Origin of the sequence: Paenibacillus sp. OK003 (assembly GCF_900109515.1) — a bacterium.
Lineage (GTDB): Bacteria > Bacillota > Bacilli > Paenibacillales > Paenibacillaceae > Paenibacillus > Paenibacillus marchantiae.
Genome location: NZ_FOBD01000001.1, coordinates 117,356 through 134,345, shown reverse-complemented (window position 1 = coordinate 134,345; position 16,990 = coordinate 117,356). Strand labels below are relative to the sequence as shown.

Annotated in this window: 18 protein-coding genes; all 18 read right to left on the bottom strand. The window is 45.6% G+C overall.

Features of this window, described 5'->3' with window-relative positions:
* Positions 1–71: 71 nt before the first annotated feature.
* The 18 genes from BMW94_RS00605 to fliM are packed head-to-tail and all read right to left on the bottom strand — an operon-like array spanning position 72 to position 16,968.
* Entirely contained in the window at positions 72–860 is a 789-nt protein-coding gene (locus BMW94_RS00605; protein ID WP_072732409.1) for a FliA/WhiG family RNA polymerase sigma factor, read from the bottom strand.
* Positions 861–875: 15 nt separating this feature from the next.
* On the bottom strand, positions 876–1,319 hold the full coding sequence (locus BMW94_RS00600; protein ID WP_064639054.1) for a hypothetical protein: 444 nt from the start codon (positions 1,317–1,319) through the stop codon (positions 876–878).
* Between the two features lie 3 nt (positions 1,320–1,322).
* The gene (locus BMW94_RS00595) at positions 1,323–1,820 is read right to left on the bottom strand and encodes a chemotaxis protein CheD (protein ID WP_063566391.1); all 498 of its coding nucleotides are present in this window, start codon (positions 1,818–1,820) and stop codon (positions 1,323–1,325) included.
* Entirely contained in the window at positions 1,813–2,406 is a 594-nt protein-coding gene (locus BMW94_RS00590; RefSeq protein ID WP_090807429.1) for a chemotaxis protein CheC, read from the bottom strand. The genes BMW94_RS00595 and BMW94_RS00590 overlap by 8 nt, the downstream gene beginning before the upstream one ends.
* A gap of 37 nt (positions 2,407–2,443) precedes the next feature.
* Positions 2,444–2,905 (bottom strand): chemotaxis protein CheW, encoded by a 462-nt coding sequence (locus tag BMW94_RS00585; RefSeq protein WP_063566392.1) that lies wholly within the window; start codon positions 2,903–2,905, stop codon positions 2,444–2,446.
* Positions 2,906–2,947: 42 nt separating this feature from the next.
* A complete protein-coding gene (locus tag BMW94_RS00580; RefSeq protein WP_090993516.1) occupies positions 2,948–5,023 on the bottom strand; it encodes a chemotaxis protein CheA in 2,076 nt (691 codons plus the stop codon).
* Positions 5,024–5,056: 33 nt separating this feature from the next.
* Positions 5,057–6,496 (bottom strand): protein-glutamate methylesterase/protein-glutamine glutaminase, encoded by a 1,440-nt coding sequence (locus tag BMW94_RS00575; RefSeq protein WP_090993514.1) that lies wholly within the window; start codon positions 6,494–6,496, stop codon positions 5,057–5,059.
* A gap of 33 nt (positions 6,497–6,529) precedes the next feature.
* Positions 6,530–7,417: a MinD/ParA family protein gene (locus BMW94_RS00570; protein WP_090993512.1), complete on the bottom strand. Its 888-nt coding sequence runs from the start codon at positions 7,415–7,417 to the stop codon at positions 6,530–6,532.
* Entirely contained in the window at positions 7,414–8,769 is a 1,356-nt protein-coding gene (gene flhF / locus BMW94_RS00565; RefSeq protein ID WP_090993510.1) for a flagellar biosynthesis GTPase FlhF, read from the bottom strand. Before flhF ends, BMW94_RS00570 begins: the two co-directional genes overlap by 4 nt.
* Positions 8,766–10,799, bottom strand: coding sequence for a flagellar biosynthesis protein FlhA (flhA, locus tag BMW94_RS00560; protein ID WP_090993507.1), 2,034 nt, complete (start codon positions 10,797–10,799; stop codon positions 8,766–8,768). Before flhA ends, flhF begins: the two co-directional genes overlap by 4 nt.
* Positions 10,800–10,823: 24 nt before the next feature.
* Positions 10,824–11,906, bottom strand: a complete 1,083-nt coding sequence (flhB, locus tag BMW94_RS00555; RefSeq protein WP_175480538.1) for a flagellar biosynthesis protein FlhB — start codon at positions 11,904–11,906, stop codon at positions 10,824–10,826.
* Positions 11,907–11,929: 23 nt separating this feature from the next.
* Positions 11,930–12,718, bottom strand: a complete 789-nt coding sequence (fliR, locus tag BMW94_RS00550) for a flagellar biosynthetic protein FliR (protein WP_079694683.1) — start codon at positions 12,716–12,718, stop codon at positions 11,930–11,932.
* 10 nt (positions 12,719–12,728) lie between these two features.
* Positions 12,729–12,998, bottom strand: a complete 270-nt coding sequence (gene fliQ, locus BMW94_RS00545) for a flagellar biosynthesis protein FliQ (RefSeq protein WP_024630226.1) — start codon at positions 12,996–12,998, stop codon at positions 12,729–12,731.
* A gap of 25 nt (positions 12,999–13,023) precedes the next feature.
* Positions 13,024–13,779 carry a flagellar type III secretion system pore protein FliP gene (fliP, locus tag BMW94_RS00540; RefSeq protein WP_090993503.1) on the bottom strand — a complete coding sequence of 252 codons (756 nt, stop codon included), beginning with the start codon at positions 13,777–13,779 and terminating at the stop codon, positions 13,024–13,026.
* The gene (locus BMW94_RS00535; RefSeq protein ID WP_063566401.1) at positions 13,776–14,312 is read right to left on the bottom strand and encodes a flagellar biosynthetic protein FliO; all 537 of its coding nucleotides are present in this window, start codon (positions 14,310–14,312) and stop codon (positions 13,776–13,778) included. Before BMW94_RS00535 ends, fliP begins: the two co-directional genes overlap by 4 nt.
* 11 nt (positions 14,313–14,323) lie before the next feature.
* Positions 14,324–14,689: a response regulator gene (locus BMW94_RS00530; protein WP_017689175.1), complete on the bottom strand. Its 366-nt coding sequence runs from the start codon at positions 14,687–14,689 to the stop codon at positions 14,324–14,326.
* 28 nt (positions 14,690–14,717) lie between these two features.
* Complete coding sequence (fliY, locus tag BMW94_RS00525) at positions 14,718–15,980, bottom strand: flagellar motor switch phosphatase FliY (RefSeq protein WP_090993501.1); 1,263 nt, start codon at positions 15,978–15,980, stop codon at positions 14,718–14,720.
* Entirely contained in the window at positions 15,970–16,968 is a 999-nt protein-coding gene (fliM, locus tag BMW94_RS00520) for a flagellar motor switch protein FliM (protein ID WP_024630222.1), read from the bottom strand. Before fliM ends, fliY begins: the two co-directional genes overlap by 11 nt.
* Positions 16,969–16,990 lie beyond the last annotated feature (22 nt).

The window sequence follows — 16,990 nt, the reverse complement described above, 5'->3', positions numbered from 1 at the left end:
ATTTCTTCCCCCTTTAGACTTTCCACTCCCCAATATCCAATGTTAAAGCTCTCTATTCATATATTACTATATTAATCTTTACGCATAAGCAAGTCTTTCTGTTTATCCAATGTTCCACGTAACCGTAAGATGGCCTTTGAGTGCAGCTGCGAGATACGCGACGGAGAAAGAGACATTACTTCAGCAATTTCACTAAGAGAGAGATCTTCATAATATAAAAGTGAAACAACCGTTCTCTCTTTGACCGTCAATTTTTCAAGCCCTTGCACTAAAGCTTCTTTTAAGTAGAATTCATTTACTTTGTAATCCGGGTTTTTGGCTTTTTCATCGACCATTAATGAAAGTCGAGTCTCGGACTCTTCTTCCCGAATGGGGTCTTCCAGAGAGCAAAGCGACATAACTGCCACTTCTTGAAGCATATGTTGAAAGTCTTTCGTAGACACGTCGAGATACTGGCTCATTTCTTCGTCACTAACAGAACGCAAATATGTCTGCTCTAGCTGCTGGTAAGCATCTTCAATCCGCTTTGCTTTCTCCCGAACGGAACGAGGAACCCAATCTCCCTGACGCAAACCATCAAGGATTGCACCGCGCACCCGCCAGGATGCGTACGTCTCAAATTGAAGACCACGTTCATAGTCAAATTTCTCCAACGCATCAATCAATCCCATAACTCCATTGCTCTCCAGATCATCTTTCGGGACATTTTTGGGCAGACCGACAGCCAAACGCCCGGATACATAGTTTACAATATGAAGATATTTTTCGATCAAACTTTTCTTGGCTTCAAGATCGCCTTGTTCTTTCCACTTTTCCCACAAATCAGCGTGGTTCAAATGTGAAGCTTTACGCTCGTTCAATTGCTTTCACCCTCCTTATTTGTCTGTCAGGTGACGAACGGCCTGCGCCAACTCCTCCGGATCCTTCGTCCGGACTAGTTTAGGCGGATCCAAAGGGGCAAATCCCGTTGGAGCTTTCGTCTCAGATGGTGGAAGGTTCTCCCCAGAGGAGGCGTTCTGTCCATGTTTGAGCAAGTCATTCAGCTCTTGTCCATCGTCTTCGAGTTTAATGTCCACCTGTGAACCTCTTAGTTCTTGAGCGCCCGGTGAATCATAACCATACCCATTCCCCTCTGATGAAGGGTTCAGCAGCAATCCCAGTCCCCAGCGTAAACCATAAGCAAGGACAAACCAGGCTACAAAGCCGATCAACCCGCGTATTAAACTGGTCATCAACACATTGCTGCTATATGCTACAAAAAAAGTCAGAATAAATCCGACTATGCCTGCTCCAAGATTAATGCGGTAGTTTCCTATCATGTCTTATAGTTCCTTTACACCCATTTGGACACTTCGAATAGTCAAAAGTCCAGTTTCACAGTCCATTTCAATCGTTCGTCCATAATTCCCACCGGTATCTTCGGCAAGAAGTGGAATCCCAAGCTTTTCTAACCATTCCCGACAAGAATCCGCATTCCTCGGTCCGATACGCATTGTATCTCCTGCCCCCGCGAAGGCAAACATCTGAGACCCTCCAGCCATTTTGGACACAATACGTGAACGAGATGCACCGAGTTGTATCATTCTTTGTAACAATTCCGGCAATGCCGTATCCGCATATTTGGCTTTGTTCAACGTTCCTTCACGAGCAATCTCTGAAGTAGGGAGCATGACATGCGCCATTCCGGCAAGCTTCAAATGCGGATCATACATCGTTAATCCCACACAAGAGCCCAAGCCAGTCGTACGGATTACGCCGGGAAGATGAGCAATGTTCAAATCCGCCATACCGACTTTAACGACGCTTTTGTCCTCAATCATGATCCAGTGGCACCCCTAGAGATTCAAATATCTTAGCAAATGATGGTGGATCGGGAATCAGGAAAAATTGACCCTCTACCTGATCTTCGCCTTCAAAGAAAGAAGTGTCAATCAATAATGCATCGTCGCCCATTTCACCAAACTGCAACAGACCATAACTCAAAATGGCTCCTGCCATATCAATAGCAAGTCCAGGAACGGTCGGATACATAGAAAGTTTCGTGAAATCTGCCAAAGAAGAAAGGTACGAACCCGCCAAAATATTCCCGATTTCGGACAGAGCCGATTGTTCCATTTCCGTGAATGCAAGACCTTCCTTCAAATCAAAACCGGCAAGCCGGTTCAGCAGCATCTTGGCAGCCTCAGGCGCCATCATAAAGAACAGGTTGCCTGGTGCTTCGCCTTCAACACGAAGAAATACGGTAACAACAATACGTTCATCTCCGCCCACTTTTTCAGCAACCTCTTCAAAAGGAAGCATCTGTACTGTGGGTACACCCATGTCAATCGGTCTATTGAGAAGCTGAGACAACGCCGTTGCGGCGTTGCCTGCTCCAATGTTACCGACCTCTTTGAGCACATCCATTTGGAATCCCTCAAATCGGTTGAACAGTTCCACGGTGTTAGCCCTCGATACTTTCCAGCTGTACAACCTCGCTTTTATTTAATACTTCGTTCAGGTTAAGCATAATCAACAAGCGCGCATCCTCAAGCTTGGCTACACCGCGCAGGTATCTTGCTTTAACTCCACCAACTACTTCAGGCGGACTATCAATAGCGTCACGCTTGATGTCAATAACATCATTGGCAGAGTCAACGATAAAGCCAACTTGCATATCGTCCACACCTACAATGACAATACGAGTTTGATCGGTGTATTCTGTTTCTGGCAAAGAGAATCGACCACGTAGATCGATGACGGGAATAACAACACCGCGTAAGTTAATAACTCCTTTTACAAAGGAGAAGGTCTTCGGAACACGGGTAATAGGCATCATGCGCTCAATCGTCTGAACCTTGTCTACCTCAATACCATACTCTTCGGAACCTAATTTAAAGACAATGACTTTCAACTCTTCTTCCATGGAAAAAACCTCCCTATTAAATGTAAGACTTATCTTGTGTGCTTATTTAATAAATGCATTAGGGTCAAGAATCAGAGCTACTTGTCCATCTCCCAGAATCGTTGCACCAGAAATCCCTTCAATGGAAGGAAGATAAGTACCCATCGATTTAAGAACAATCTCACTCTGCCCAATAAATTCTTCAACAGCTACAGCTGCAAGACGTTCACCTTTGCGAATGACCACGATCTCAGTTTCTTGTTCGTCCGCATCATTGAAATCAGGCACTCCGAAAACTTCGCTCAATGACAGGTACGGAATTAGAGACTCACGGAATGTGATCATTTTATTGCCATGAATGTTGCGAACCTGTTCGCGCTGTACAATGGCTGTCTCTACAATAGAAGACAAAGGAACGGCGTATTTCTCGGATCCAAGTCGAACAAGCATCGCAGCGATAATGGACAGGGTCAATGGTAACTGAACAGAGAAGTTGGTGCCTTTACCTGGTGTTGAATGAATAGTTACATTACCACCTAGGGATGTGATTTTGGATTTTACAACATCCAAGCCTACTCCACGGCCGGAGATATCCGAGATTTTATCAGCGGTACTGAAGCCTGGTGCAAACAACAGCTGGTTCACTTCATCATCGCTCATCTTGGCACCTTGTTCTTCGGTAACCACCCCACGCTTGACCGCTGTTCTCAAAAGGTTATCGCGGTAAATGCCTTTACCGTCATCTTCGATTTCGATAAATACATGATTTCCGCTGTGGAAGGCCCTAAGATTAACTGTTCCCAATTCCGGTTTACCAGCTGCCACACGCTCTGCGATCGATTCAACGCCATGGTCAACTGCATTACGCAGCAAATGCACCAGCGGATCGCCGATCTCATCGATTACCGTCCGATCAAGTTCTGTTTCAGCACCCGTAATGACCAGATCGATCTTTTTGTCGAGTGTTTTAGCCAGGTCACGAATCATACGCGGGAAACGGTTGAATACCGTATCTACAGGAACCATCCGCAATTTCAGTACAATATTTTGCAAATCTGTACTGACTCTGCTCAGATGAGCTACCGTATCCGATAAATCATTATTGCCCGTCTCGCTGGCCAACTGCTCCAGACGCGAACGATCGATTAGTAACTCGCTGAACAAGTTCATCAGTACATCCAGACGTTCGATATCCACGCGGATGGTACGTGAAGGTGCAGCAGCTTGTTTTGGTGCAGCTGTTTTGGTCGCTGCCGGTTTCTTCGGTTCTTCTTTCGATGAAGAATTCGGTTCCGGGGATGCATCTACTGGAGCAGGAACTGGTGCGGCTTCCACTTCAGCTGTTGCCGCTGCCTGATTGGTCATCTGCTGAAGAGTCTCCTGATCGAGCTGAATGACCTTAGCACTCTCAATTTCAGAGATGCTCATAATGCCTTTTTCAAGTTCCTGCGCCTCTTTGGTTGTTATGTAATACAACGAAAAACTGCGCTCAAACTTCTCTTGCTCGATGTCCTGAACTGTAGGGTACGATTTAACAACTTCACCCGAGCGTTCTAACAGATCAAAGACCATATATGCACGTACGCCCTTCAGCTGACTCTGCTCGCTGACAAGAACTTCAATATAGAGCACACGGTGGCCTTCAGCTATGGACTGATCCAATACGGAGTACTGGAATTCGTCCAGTTCAACCCCGCTTGGTGTTGCTGTACTTGGTGATTGGTTTACTGCAGCTACCGGAGCAGTACCTCCCGTCCATTCACCACTCTCAATTGCTTGGAGAGAAGCTACGATGGAGGAGACATCCGCTTTACCCTCCCCACCTTCGGTAATATCCTGAACCATTGTTTCCAAAGCATCCAAACTCTTGAACAGGGTATCAAAAATGAAATCCTGCATTTTCAGCTTTTCGTTGCGTACCAGATCCAGCACATTTTCCATTTTGTGCGTCAATGATGCCAAATCCTCAAAACCCATTGTAGCAGCCATACCCTTCAATGTATGAGCAGAGCGGAATATGACCTGAACAATTCCCAGATCCTCCGGACTGCCTTCGAGTTGAAGCATATTTTCGTTAAGGGACTGCAGATGATCATTAGACTCATCAATAAACATAGATAAATATTGATTCATGTCCATTGTGAGGCACCTCCTCCATGAGTTACACTCTGTTTATTTCACAGCTTGAACAAGTTTAGGCGCTATCTCCTGCAAAGGCAGAAGATGACGCACGCATTGCAGCTCCACAGCAGAACGCGGCATACCATACACAACACAAGTTTCTTCATTCTCTGCAAAGGTTGATGTGACACCCGCTTCATACAATTTTTTCATCATACGAGCGCCATCACTGCCCATCCCTGTAAGCAAAACCAGATGTCGTTGCAATGACGTGTACGGCAGCAGCGACTCAAACATTGTATCGACTGAAGGCCTGTGTCCATTGACAGGTTCTTCCTCAGTCAGCTTTATGGTGAACCTTCCATCTGCAGTTTTGTTGACTTTGACATGAAAGCCGCCAGGAGCGATGTAGGCTGTTCCTTTTCGTAGCACCATGCCTTCCTCAGCTTCAACCACATGCAGTTCACTGAACGTATTCAATCGCTGGGCAAGGGATCGGGTAAAGTTGGGCGGCATATGCTGTACAATAATGACTGGAGCAGGTAAATCACCTGGCAGTTGCTCCAGCAAAGTCTTGAGGGCTCTTGGTCCCCCTGTTGAACAACCAATAGCCACAAGTTTGTTAAATGATCCGTTCGATCCTCCTGCTCCCTTATGAGACGGGATTACCTTGGCAATATCTTTGGACGGTTCAGCTGATGCTGCAGCTGTCTCCTGTTCTGCCAATCGAGATATATTGGGCAAACGGTTTTCCTTGGGAGGCTGCATTGGGTTATGCGGCTTTGCTAATTTTTCAGTGCTAGCATCCAAGGCTCGATTTGCATCTCGCAAAGGCTCTGGCTTTTTGTCCAGATGTCCCGTATTCTGCTTGGTCAGTGGAACAGTAGGTTGCTTCGGTTTTGCTCGTAAGGGTTCAGCATGTCCACTGCCAAGTCGCGTTCCTGGCTGGGCAGGTTCTATTGTTTTCCTCAAAGCACCTTTGCGGTCTGGTAAAGGTGGATCAACCTGAACTCGCTGGGACTGTTGCAGCAGTTTGCTCTGTGCTTCATCCCGTTTCTTCATCGCTGCTTCACGATCGGCTTTTCGCTTGATTTCATCCATAGCTGCTCGCATCCGCTCAACCAGTGCTTTACCTACTTGGGCAATATCCTGATCATGCACAATCGATGGCTTACGAATGAAGTCAAACGCTCCGGCCTCGAGCGCCATGATGGTCTCCTTCATGCCTTGTTCATTGATACCCGAGAGCATAATCACTGGGACATAAGATTGCTTCATGATCGATTTTAATGCGTCCAACCCATTCATTTCAGGCATCTCAACGTCCATTGTGATGACATCGGGCTTCAAATCTATTGCTTTTTGAATAGCTTCCTTACCATTTGATGCTGTTGCCGTAACCTTAAACTCCGAATCTGCTTCAATTAAATCTGAAACAATTTTACGCATAAAAGCGGAATCATCGACAACCAAAACTTGATACACCGCCATGTTGTTTCCACCCCTGTTTCCTTTATTCAGAAATCATGTTGTCCGCTTTAGCCACTTTTTCATAAATCCTCTGATTCCTGTCAAGGTTTCGGATCCCGGAGCAGCAGGTGCAGCCAAATAGTGATGTGCGAGTTTCACTATATCCCTGGAAGCTTTTGCATTTGGATATGCCAGACTGTATGGCACTTGCCTTTTAACTGCCTTTACAACCTGGGCATCTTCAGAAATAGATCCAAGCAGCGGGATATCGATCTGTAAAAATCTTTTTGCCACTCCAGCTATTTTATCCGCCACCCGTTCAGCCTCTTGCTGGTCTTCAACCCGGTTAACGATCATCCGAAAGGGTGTGGAATTTTCCTGACCATGCATCACTTTAACTAAAGCATAAGCATCGGTTATTGAAGTCGGTTCAGGTGTAGTGATGATCAGGCATTCATCGGCTGCACCGATAAATTTCATATTTTCTCTGGAAAGTCCTGCCCCGGTATCAAAAATGACATAGTCCATCTCCTGTGCAATCTCTTCAACTTGTCCAGCAAAAAACTCCAGATCTCGATCTGACAATGAGAACAATTCTTTCATCCCCGAACCTCCGGCGATATAAGGCAACCCGCTTGCACCAAGCTGTATGATTTCCTGTATGGATTTCTGTCGGTATAACAGATGGTACAGATTATAGGGAGATGAGGTTCCCATTAAGACATCAATATTAGCCATCCCTATATCTGCATCAAACACCAATACCTTTTGCCCCATTGCCTGTAAGCTCAGTGCAAAGTTAAGTGTAAAGTTGGATTTACCAACCCCTCCCTTTCCACTGGCAACGGTTATGATTTTGGAGGAGCGTGAATCACGTCCCCTTCCCTCCTCTCCGTTAGGCATGGAGACCATACTTCTGAGTGAGGCTGCCTGGTCCTTCATCGTACAAGCTCTCCTAACAATTGTTTGGTCAGCGAATCCGCATCAGGCTTGAGCAGATCATCCGGCACATTTTGTCCGTTAGCCACATAAGCAAGTTTAAGTGGAAAACGATGCAGCAGGTTAAACATCGGCCCACAGCTTCCGGTCTCATCCATCTTCGTGAAAATGACTTTATCCAGCCCATATTTGCTGAAATGCTCCGTAATTTGAACCATATCGGCACTTTTGGAAGTCATGCTCAAAACCAAAAAGGTTTCACTATTTTCCACAGGCGCTAGTAAGCTTTGCAGTTCTGAAACAAGCAACTCATTTCTGTAGTTTCTTCCGGCTGTATCCATGAAGATCAGATCACATTCCTCTAGACGGGAGATCGCACGTTGTGTATCACCTGGGGACTGTACGACCTCAAGCGGGACATTTAAAATGGATGCGTACGTTCTAAGTTGTTCTACCGCTGAGATCCGATAGGTATCCGAGGTTATGAACCCTACCTTTCGCTGTTTGTTGAACATCTGTTCAGCCGCCAGCTTGGCAATGGTCGTTGTTTTACCAACGCCAGTTGGCCCAGCTACATATACAATGCGAGTGGTTGGCAAAATGCCCACGTCGATACGTTTCTCCAAAAAATGTGATATTTCCATTTGAACTGCTTGAACTACATTTACTTCATTGAATCCTTTTTCAGAGAGCTTTGTCTGAACAACGTCAAACCAAGATTCCCATACTTCCGGCCAAATGTCTTGCTCCATCAACCTTTCTCGAAGAGCATGAAGCTCCTCTGGTAGCGGGTCTGCTGAAGCTCCTTGCTTAGACAACTTGGTCATCATCAGTTTGAGCTCCTGCAATTCAGACATCAGTTGGCCTTGCTGTGAATCACTCGCCTGCTCCTGCTGCCCACTGGCAGATGTTAAACCCGAAAAATCCGCCCCTTGCGGTCGCGGTTTATACTCAATACTCGAAGAAGATCTGCCGCTGCTCATGTCTGAACCGAGTTTACTCGATTCAGACACAGCTGTGGCATCCGTAGTTTTCTCTTGCACATTTTTTTCAGTGATACTTGCAGCCGATTCCTCAGAAGCAATGACAAACGAACGAGCCGTTTGTCGATATGCTTCAGGTACAAATGCGCGAGGTACGGGTGTAAATTGGTTTTGCACTTGCTTTGTTGCCTGTTTTTTTTCTTCCTTATCCACTGCTGCTACAACTTCGATCCTTTTTTTGCGGAACATCCCCAGCACACCGCCCACCTTGATTTCCTTGGTGGACAGAATGACGGCATCACTTCCCAGGTCTTTGCGAATTTGAAGCATAGCTTCGGGCATGGTCTCAACGACGTATTGTTTTACTCTCATAAGTTCACCACCCCGACACTTTGGATTTCAACATTCGGCTCCAACTCACTATAGGAAAGCACTGGTATATCCTGCATGGTGCGTTCAATCACCTGCCGCAGATACATACGAATGGTTGGAGAAGTTAATACAACTGGCTGCTGGCCCGACTGGATCAATCGATTGACTTGTTCAGTCAACTTTTGATATACACTTTGTGTTGAAGCCGGATCCAATGCAAGGTAACTGCCTTGATCGGATTGCTGTACACTCTCGGCAATTTTCTTCTCCAGACCAGGTCCAACCGTAATTACTCTAAGCGTCTCCCCTTTTTGGGAGAATTGCTGGGTAATCTGACGAGAGAGGGATTGTCTCACGTATTCTGTCAGTACATCAGGATCTTTGGTATACGTTCCGTAGTCCGCCAGTGTCTCGAAGATTGTAACCATATCACGAATGGAAACTTTCTCACGCAACAACTTGGCGAGCACTTTCTGTACATCTCCAATCGACAGGACGGATGGGATGAGTTCATCCACCAGCGCAGCATAATTCTCTCTGAGATTATCCACAAGTGCTTTCGTTTCTTGTCTGCCAAGTAACTCATGCGCATGCTTCTTAATCAATTCAGTCAGATGTGTGGCCACTACTGAAGGGGGATCTACAACCGTATATCCTGCAAGTTCAGCTCTGTCTTTGGTTACTTCATCAATCCATAAGGCTGGAAGTCCAAAAGCTGGCTCTGTCGTTTCGATCCCTGTAACCGATTCTTCTTCATACCCCGGACTCATAGCCAGATAATGATTCAACAACAGTTCTCCGCCGCCAACAACATTACCCTTAATCTTGATGACATATTCATTCGGTCTTAATTGGATATTATCCCGAATCCGGATAACCGGAACGACTAACCCCAGTTCAAGAGCACACTGCCTACGAATCATAATGATCCGATCTAATAAGTCCCCGCCTTGCTGATTGTCAGCAAGAGGGATCAAACCGTAACCAAATTCAAACTCGATCGGGTCCACCTGAAGAAGGTTAATTACACTCTCCGGACTTCTAACTTCTTCAATCTGCTGCTCCTCTTCCAATTGCTCCTCTGCCTCTTGCTTCTGATTCAGATTGTTCTGCATCCTCCATCCGGCAAAAGCCAGCAAACCTGCAAGGGGCAATGTTGTAATAATATGAATTGGCGTGAAAAAACCGAGCATTGCTATTACAAAAGATACAATATAAAGGAGCGTCGGGTATGTAAACAATTGCCCCGTGATGTCATCGGCCAAATTTCCTTCCGATGATGCTCTTGTTACAATAAGACCTGCTGCTGTGGATATCAGGAGTGCTGGAATCTGGCTGACCAGTCCATCTCCGATCGTCAACACGGAATAGGTGGATAACGCATCGGCAAAAGCGAGACCATGTACTGTCATCCCGATGATAAAACCACCAATAAGATTGATCAGGAGAATAATAATACTTGCAATAGCGTCCCCTTTTACAAATTTACTGGCTCCATCCATAGCTCCGTAGAAATCAGCTTCGCGTTCTATTTTGGAACGGCGTTCACGTGCTTGCTGCTCGTTGATCAGGCCTGCATTCAAATCTGCGTCGATACTCATCTGTTTACCAGGCATCGCATCGAGGGTGAATCGTGCTGCCACTTCAGCTACACGCTCCGATCCCTTCGTGATAACGATAAACTGAACAACGACGAGAATCAGAAACACGATAAATCCGATGGCTATCTGTCCGCCAGCGATCCAGCTACCAAAGGTAGCGACTACCGAGCCTGCGTTTCCTTGACCCAAAATCAGTTTTGTTGTTGATATGTTGAGCGCTAATCGAAACAACGTCGTAATCAGCAGCAATGCAGGAAAGATGGAAAACTGTAATGCTTCTTTGCTGTTCATCGCCACAAGCAGTATCATCAATGCCAATGAGATATTGATGACAAGCAGCATGTCCAACAACCAGGTTGGGATCGGGAGAATCATCATCAACACGATGCCGATGATACCCGCAAGGACAGCTATATCTTTAATTTTCAATGGATGTACGGCCTCCGATCCCTTTTATTTCGATCTGCCCTTTAATTTATATACATAAGCCAGCACTTCGGCTACCGCTTGAAACAAATCAGCCGGTATGGCGTCACCAATCTCGGCTCTCTGGAACAATGCCCGTGCCAGCGGCTTGTTTTCCATTGTAATGACACCGTGCTCTTTGGCAATTTCCTTAATGCGCAAGGCGACGTAATCCTGACCTTTGGCTATAATCTGGGGCGCTTCCATCTCCGATCCCTCATACTTAAGCGCAACGGCAAAGTGAGTCGGGTTGGTGATAATTACGTCCGCTTTGGGAACTTCCTGCATCATACGCTGAACAGCCATACGACGCTGACGCTCCCTGATTTTCCCCTTGATCAGTGGGTCACCCTCCATTTTTTTGTATTCGTCCTTGATGTCTTGCTTGGACATCCGAATGTTTTTCTCGTAATCATACTTCTGGTACATATAGTCGAGTACAGCAAGTACTAACAGGGCTACTGCAATCTTGATTCCCAAGTTTAAGGTGATTGAAGCAGCAAAATGCAGAATCGCATCCAATGAAAAATGAGACAGTGAAGCAATATCTGACTGATACCCTGTGATGGTACTGTAAACCAGAAAGCCGATAATCGACATTTTCATAATGGATTTAGCAAACTCCACCAAAGAACGAAGAGAAAAAATGTTTTTGAATCCTTTAATCGGATCCAACTTTTCCAGTTTCGGCTTTAAACCCTCTCCTACAAGCAGGAAACCTACCTGCATGTAATTGACGATTAATGCAACAAGTACCGCACCGAGCAACACAGGAGCAAGCAATAGCATCACCTCGATGCCATAACGCATCATTAAGGCTACGACGTTCTCCCCGGTGACCTCCATACTCAGCCGATTAATGAAGATGTCTGTAAACAGTCGAACCATACGTTCTTTGTAAAAGTTACTGAACATCATCATGATCAAAAAGGTGAATAGGAGAATGGATGCGCCGGACAGCTCCATACTTTTGACAACCTGTCCTTTTTTTCGCGTATCCTGCCTCTTTTTCGGGGTAGCCTTCTCTGTTTTTTCCCCTGCGAACATCTGGAGGTCGAGTTGATATTTCATTCGAATCTTGTCCTCCGTTTCACTCAGCCTGGCCTTTGTCCAATAGTCCCAAGCAAGTTTTCCATGGCTGTGAACATTACTTCGAACAATTGACTAAACACAAAGGCAAAACTAGGAACCAGCAAAAGCAAAATAGCAAGCCCAACGAGTACCTTAAGCGGCATTCCGACGGCAAAAACATTAAATTGAGGAGCCGTCTTGGCCAAGAATCCCAGTCCTACATCTGTCAAAAACAGAGCAACTACAATCGGCGCAGACATCTGAAAAGCCAGCATAAATGATTGACCTAATGTACGCACCAAAAATTCAGCAATACTTCCATCTGCCAATCGTAGAAAGAATACATTCGACAACGGAATCCAACGATAACTGTAAACAATGGCATCGAGCAGATAATGATGTCCGTTCATTGTCAGAAAGAGCAATACCGCAAAAGCGTATTTGAAGTTACCTGTAAGCGGAGCAGATGCTCCTGTCATTGGATCATATACGTTGGCCATACCAAAACCGATCTGAAGATCGATAAAGGTTCCTGCTGTCTGTACAGCCGTCATTAACAGATAAGCAACAAAGCCTAAGAGCAAGCCAATCAGTATCTCTCGGATAACCAGCAGGATATAACTCAGATCTGTAGGTACAACCTGGTCTATGCCGTATACCATATACACTGTAAAGGTTACAAATGCCGATAAACCAATTTTAAGAGAATTCGGCACATTTCGAGCCGAGAAGACCGGTGCAGTTACAAAAAATGATGCTATTCGACAAAACATAAGCAGAGCGACAGGAAAACTTTGCAACAATGTCTCCATCTGCAACAGCCTACCCTATGTATCTGTATAAATTATCGAGAATGTTATACGTGAAATCGACCAGTATATTCAATATCCAAGGACCAAACAAAAGTACTGCCAGAAGTACAGCAATGATTTTAGGCACAAAGGCCAGGGTTTGCTCCTGAATTTGAGTGGTTGCCTGAAACACACTGATAATGAGTCCTACAACCAGAGCTAGAATAAGCATAGGTGCGCTGGCCAGCAATGATGTATAGACCGCTTTCCCGGCCAGACCGATAATAAACTCCGAAGTCATGACCGTCCTCCTTTGATATGCCCGCTCAAGTGTTAAAACTCAGCAAAAGTGACTTCACGATCAGATACCAGCCATCGACAAGTACAAATAACAGTATTTTAAAAGGTAATGAGATCATAACAGGTGGAAGCATCATCATCCCCATAGCCATGAGCGTACTCGCAACTACAATGTCTATAACCAAGAAGGGAATAAAGATCATGAATCCCATCTGGAATGCTGTCTTCAACTCACTGATTGCGTATGCCGGTACCATCACAGTAATCGGAATATCCTGGTATGTGCTGGGCTTTTCGGTTTGATTGTACTTCATAAACAGCAATAGGTCTTTCTCCCTAGTGTGGGAGAACATAAACTTCTTGATGGGATCCGCAGCCTTTTCCAACGCTTCGGTTTGTGTGATGTCTCCCTTGAGATAGGGCTGAAGCGCTACCTGATTGATGGACGACAACGTCGGTGACATGATGAAAAGTGTCAGAAAAAGTGCTAAACCGACCAGCACCTGATTGGGTGGCATTTGCTGCGTACCCAAGGATGTCCGCACAAAACCAAGAACGATAACAATCCGTGTAAAACTGGTCATCAGTACCAGCAAAGCTGGTGCGATACTAAGTACCGTGATCAACAGGATAATGGATAGTGAACTCGTGCTTGGTGTGCTCCCATCCCCGTTTCCAATTTGAATATCAATATTCGGAATCGGTTCGGCAAAGGCAGCAGTGACGGAGGCCAGACTGATGAGTCCTATGAAAAAACACGCTAACCAAATCTTTTTCTTCATGAATCCCTCGACCGATCTGTAGTATTGTCTTCTTCCAGGACCTTCTCCATCTTCTCTTTACGGTTAGGCATCTGCCGAAGTTTAGATTCAAACAGTTCGTGAAAAGAGGTTGTATCCTCGAGTTCCATTTCTCGCGGCGGTTCATCTTTGCGCAGGCGGGCTGCAAGCTTTGCAATAAGAGGCGAAAGGCTTCCCTGTTGTGCTGAAGCATCCCGTTCAAATGAATCAATGATTCGTTGTGCCTCTTCAAGATCCGAAACCTTATCCACCAGCTGAATGTCATCACCCACACCGAGTAGATAAACGCTACCGCCAATTTCTATAATTTGCAGCGACTTGTTTGGTCCCAGTCCGACCCCACCCAAAATACGAATTGTGCCGTTCCGGAACCATCGCTGATTCCGTTTGTTTAGAAAACGAATCAGATAGACTATAAGAACCAGAATGACGGCCAGGACAACAATCACCCATACAAGCTGAAAATAATAATTGACTCCCGTGCCCACATCATCTGGAATCTTATCCTGAGCCATCATCATGTCTCTTAAACGCCCAGCGTTTTGCTGATTGCTTCGATAACCCGATCAGATTGGAACGGCTTCACGATGAAATCTTTAGCTCCGGCCTGGATTGCATCAATAACCATCGCTTGTTGACCCATCGCAGAGCACATAATTACTTTTGCATTGGCATCAATTTTTTTGATTTCTTTCAAAGCTGCTATACCATCCATCTCAGGCATAGTGATATCCATTGTGATCAGATCAGGACGAAGCTCCTTAAACTTCTCAATTGCTTGTGATCCATCCTGTGCTTCGCCAACGACCTCGTATCCGTTTTTGGACAAAATGTCCCGGATCATCATTCTCATAAATGCAGCGTCGTCCACGACTAAAATTCGGTTTGCCATCTTGATTCAAGTCCTCCCTAAATTGTGCTTATTGTAATTTCTGAATTCGGTCCCATTGGCTTACGATATCTATAACACGCACACCAAAGTTTTCGTCGATTACGACAACCTCACCTTTGGCAATCAACTTGTTATTCACCAAAATATCGACAGGTTCACCGGCCAGTTTGTCCAGCTCGACAATTGAACCTTGTGACAGTTCTAAAATATCCTTAATTTGCTTCTGGGTCCTTCCTAATTCTACGGTGACTTTAAGGGGAATGTCCATCAATAAATTCAAATTGTTTTCGTCTACCTGGCCGAACGCCCCATTTTGCAAATTGGCGAATTGAACCGGTTGTACGTTTACATTCCTATTCGGCACACCGCCGTAATGCTGCGGTACACCATATGGTTGCTGCGGAGGCATGGCGTAAGGCTGCTGTGGCGGCATGCCTTGCGGCATTCCCATCGGAGCCTGTCCATAGCCATTATAATCTTGAACAGGCTGCTGCTGCGCCTGTGGCGGTATCTGTTGCTGAACCGGAGGTTGCTCAGGGGCAACCGGTACTGCTGCCGGTGCTGGCTCTGGTGTAGACGCAACTGGCGCACTAGCAGTAGACTCTTGGGCTCCGCCTATCAACATCTCTACCATTTCTTTCGCAAAATGCACGGGAAGCAGCTGCATGAGATTGGAATCAATCAGATCCCCAATCAACAGACGGAATGATACTTGAATCAACGTCTCATCATCTGGAAGATTGCTGACTCCCTCGCCACTTTCCATATTGAGAATATCAATTCCCGGAGGAGAAATATTCACGAAACGGTTAAAGATTGTGGACATGGATGTAGCAGAAGAACCCATCATCTGATTCATCGCTTCCTGTACTGCACTGATATGGATTTCATTCAGTTCTTCATCCACCGGATTTCCTTCACCGCCAAGCATCAGATCGGCTATGACTTGAGCATCCCGTTTTTTGATGACTAGTGAGTTGATTCCTTCAAATCCATCGACATAATTCACATGGACTGCAACGTGAGGCTTAGGAAAGGCTTCATCAAACTGTGTTCGGCTGATGATGGACACCTTAGGTGTTGTAATATCTACTTTTAGGCCCAATAGCGTGGACAAAGCTGTCGCCGCACTACCAAATGTAATGTTACCAATCTCCCCCAAGGCATCCTGTTCCAGCTCGGTCAAAAAATCATCAACTGTTTTCTCAGCCGGTTCCGAACTGTTCATCGATTCCGATTGTCTGAGCAAAGCATCGATTTCTTCTTGGGATAAATAATCCTTACTCGTCAAATTCTTCAACTCCTTCGGTGACAATCTTGTCTATTTGCACAGCCACACGATCCTTGATGGTTCCCGGGCTACCCATATACTTCAGCCTATCTCCAACTTTAATGGACAGTCCCTCATCAACGGGTTTGTTCAACGTAATGACATCGCCAACCGACAGACCCAAAAATTCAGCAATCGAAATCCTGGATTCTCCCAACTCCGCAACGACGGGCAATTTGGCTTTATTCACACGCTCTTTGAGAGCATCATATTCTTCCGGAGCTCTCGTCTTTTTCTCCGAAACAAACCACTGATGAGTCGACAACCGGGACATAATAGGTTCAAGAACGACATGCGGGATACACAAATTGATCATGCCTGTGGTGTCACCGATTTTGGTACTCAGTGAAATCAAAGCAATGGTCTCATTGGGGGATACAATCTGCATAAATTGCGGATTGGTTTCCAGCGCTTCCATCCTTGGAGAAATATCCAACACCGTCTTCCAGGCTTCCTGCAAACTCTCAAACGCACGGCTGAAAATCCGCTCCATTATCGTCGTCTCAATTTCCGTCATCGATGCAATCTTTGTCGGTGCATTTCCTGTTCCGCCAAGCAGACGATCCAGCATTGCATAACCCACGTTGGGATGAACCTCCATCACCATCCGTCCCTGTAATGGCTCCGCCTCAAATATGTTCAATATCGTCATCTTCGGAATAGAACGGATAAACTCGTCATAAGGCAACTGTTCAACCTGAACGACATTGATCTGAACGAACGTCCGCAGTTGGGCTGAAAAATAAGTGGTGAGAAAGCGTGCAAAGTTTTCGTGAATACGGGTCAAGCTTCGAATATGATCTTTGGAAAAACGAACCGCCCGCTTAAAATCGTACGATCTAATTTTCTTTTGAGTTTCTTCCTTTTTCAATTCCTCGGCATCCATCTCACCAGAGGAAAGGGCAGCTAATAGGGCGTCAATCTCATTTTGTGATAATACATCCACCATGTTCTCACCCCCTTACAGATTT

What these genes read in the sequence shown, in the direction of transcription:
- BMW94_RS00535 (WP_063566401.1), bottom strand. Translation starts at nt 14,312, where the DNA reads ATGGCTCAGGATAAGATTCCAGATGATGTGGGCACGGGAGTCAATTAT.
- fliM (WP_024630222.1), bottom strand. Translation starts at nt 16,968, where the DNA reads ATGGTGGATGTATTATCACAAAATGAGATTGACGCCCTATTAGCTGCC.
- BMW94_RS00570 (WP_090993512.1), bottom strand. Translation starts at nt 7,417, where the DNA reads ATGAAGGACCAGGCAGCCTCACTCAGAAGTATGGTCTCCATGCCTAAC.
- BMW94_RS00580 (WP_090993516.1), bottom strand. Translation starts at nt 5,023, where the DNA reads ATGGACATGAATCAATATTTATCTATGTTTATTGATGAGTCTAATGAT.
- flhB (WP_175480538.1), bottom strand. Translation starts at nt 11,906, where the DNA reads ATGAAATATCAACTCGACCTCCAGATGTTCGCAGGGGAAAAAACAGAG.
- fliP (WP_090993503.1), bottom strand. Translation starts at nt 13,779, where the DNA reads ATGAAGAAAAAGATTTGGTTAGCGTGTTTTTTCATAGGACTCATCAGT.
- fliR (WP_079694683.1), bottom strand. Translation starts at nt 12,718, where the DNA reads ATGGAGACATTGTTGCAAAGTTTTCCTGTCGCTCTGCTTATGTTTTGT.
- flhF (WP_090993510.1), bottom strand. Translation starts at nt 8,769, where the DNA reads ATGAGAGTAAAACAATACGTCGTTGAGACCATGCCCGAAGCTATGCTT.
- BMW94_RS00595 (WP_063566391.1), bottom strand. Translation starts at nt 1,820, where the DNA reads ATGATTGAGGACAAAAGCGTCGTTAAAGTCGGTATGGCGGATTTGAAC.
- fliQ (WP_024630226.1), bottom strand. Translation starts at nt 12,998, where the DNA reads ATGACTTCGGAGTTTATTATCGGTCTGGCCGGGAAAGCGGTCTATACA.
- BMW94_RS00600 (WP_064639054.1), bottom strand. Translation starts at nt 1,319, where the DNA reads ATGATAGGAAACTACCGCATTAATCTTGGAGCAGGCATAGTCGGATTT.
- BMW94_RS00575 (WP_090993514.1), bottom strand. Translation starts at nt 6,496, where the DNA reads ATGGCGGTGTATCAAGTTTTGGTTGTCGATGATTCCGCTTTTATGCGT.
- BMW94_RS00585 (WP_063566392.1), bottom strand. Translation starts at nt 2,905, where the DNA reads ATGGAAGAAGAGTTGAAAGTCATTGTCTTTAAATTAGGTTCCGAAGAG.
- BMW94_RS00590 (WP_090807429.1), bottom strand. Translation starts at nt 2,406, where the DNA reads ATGGATGTGCTCAAAGAGGTCGGTAACATTGGAGCAGGCAACGCCGCA.
- BMW94_RS00530 (WP_017689175.1), bottom strand. Translation starts at nt 14,689, where the DNA reads ATGGCAAACCGAATTTTAGTCGTGGACGACGCTGCATTTATGAGAATG.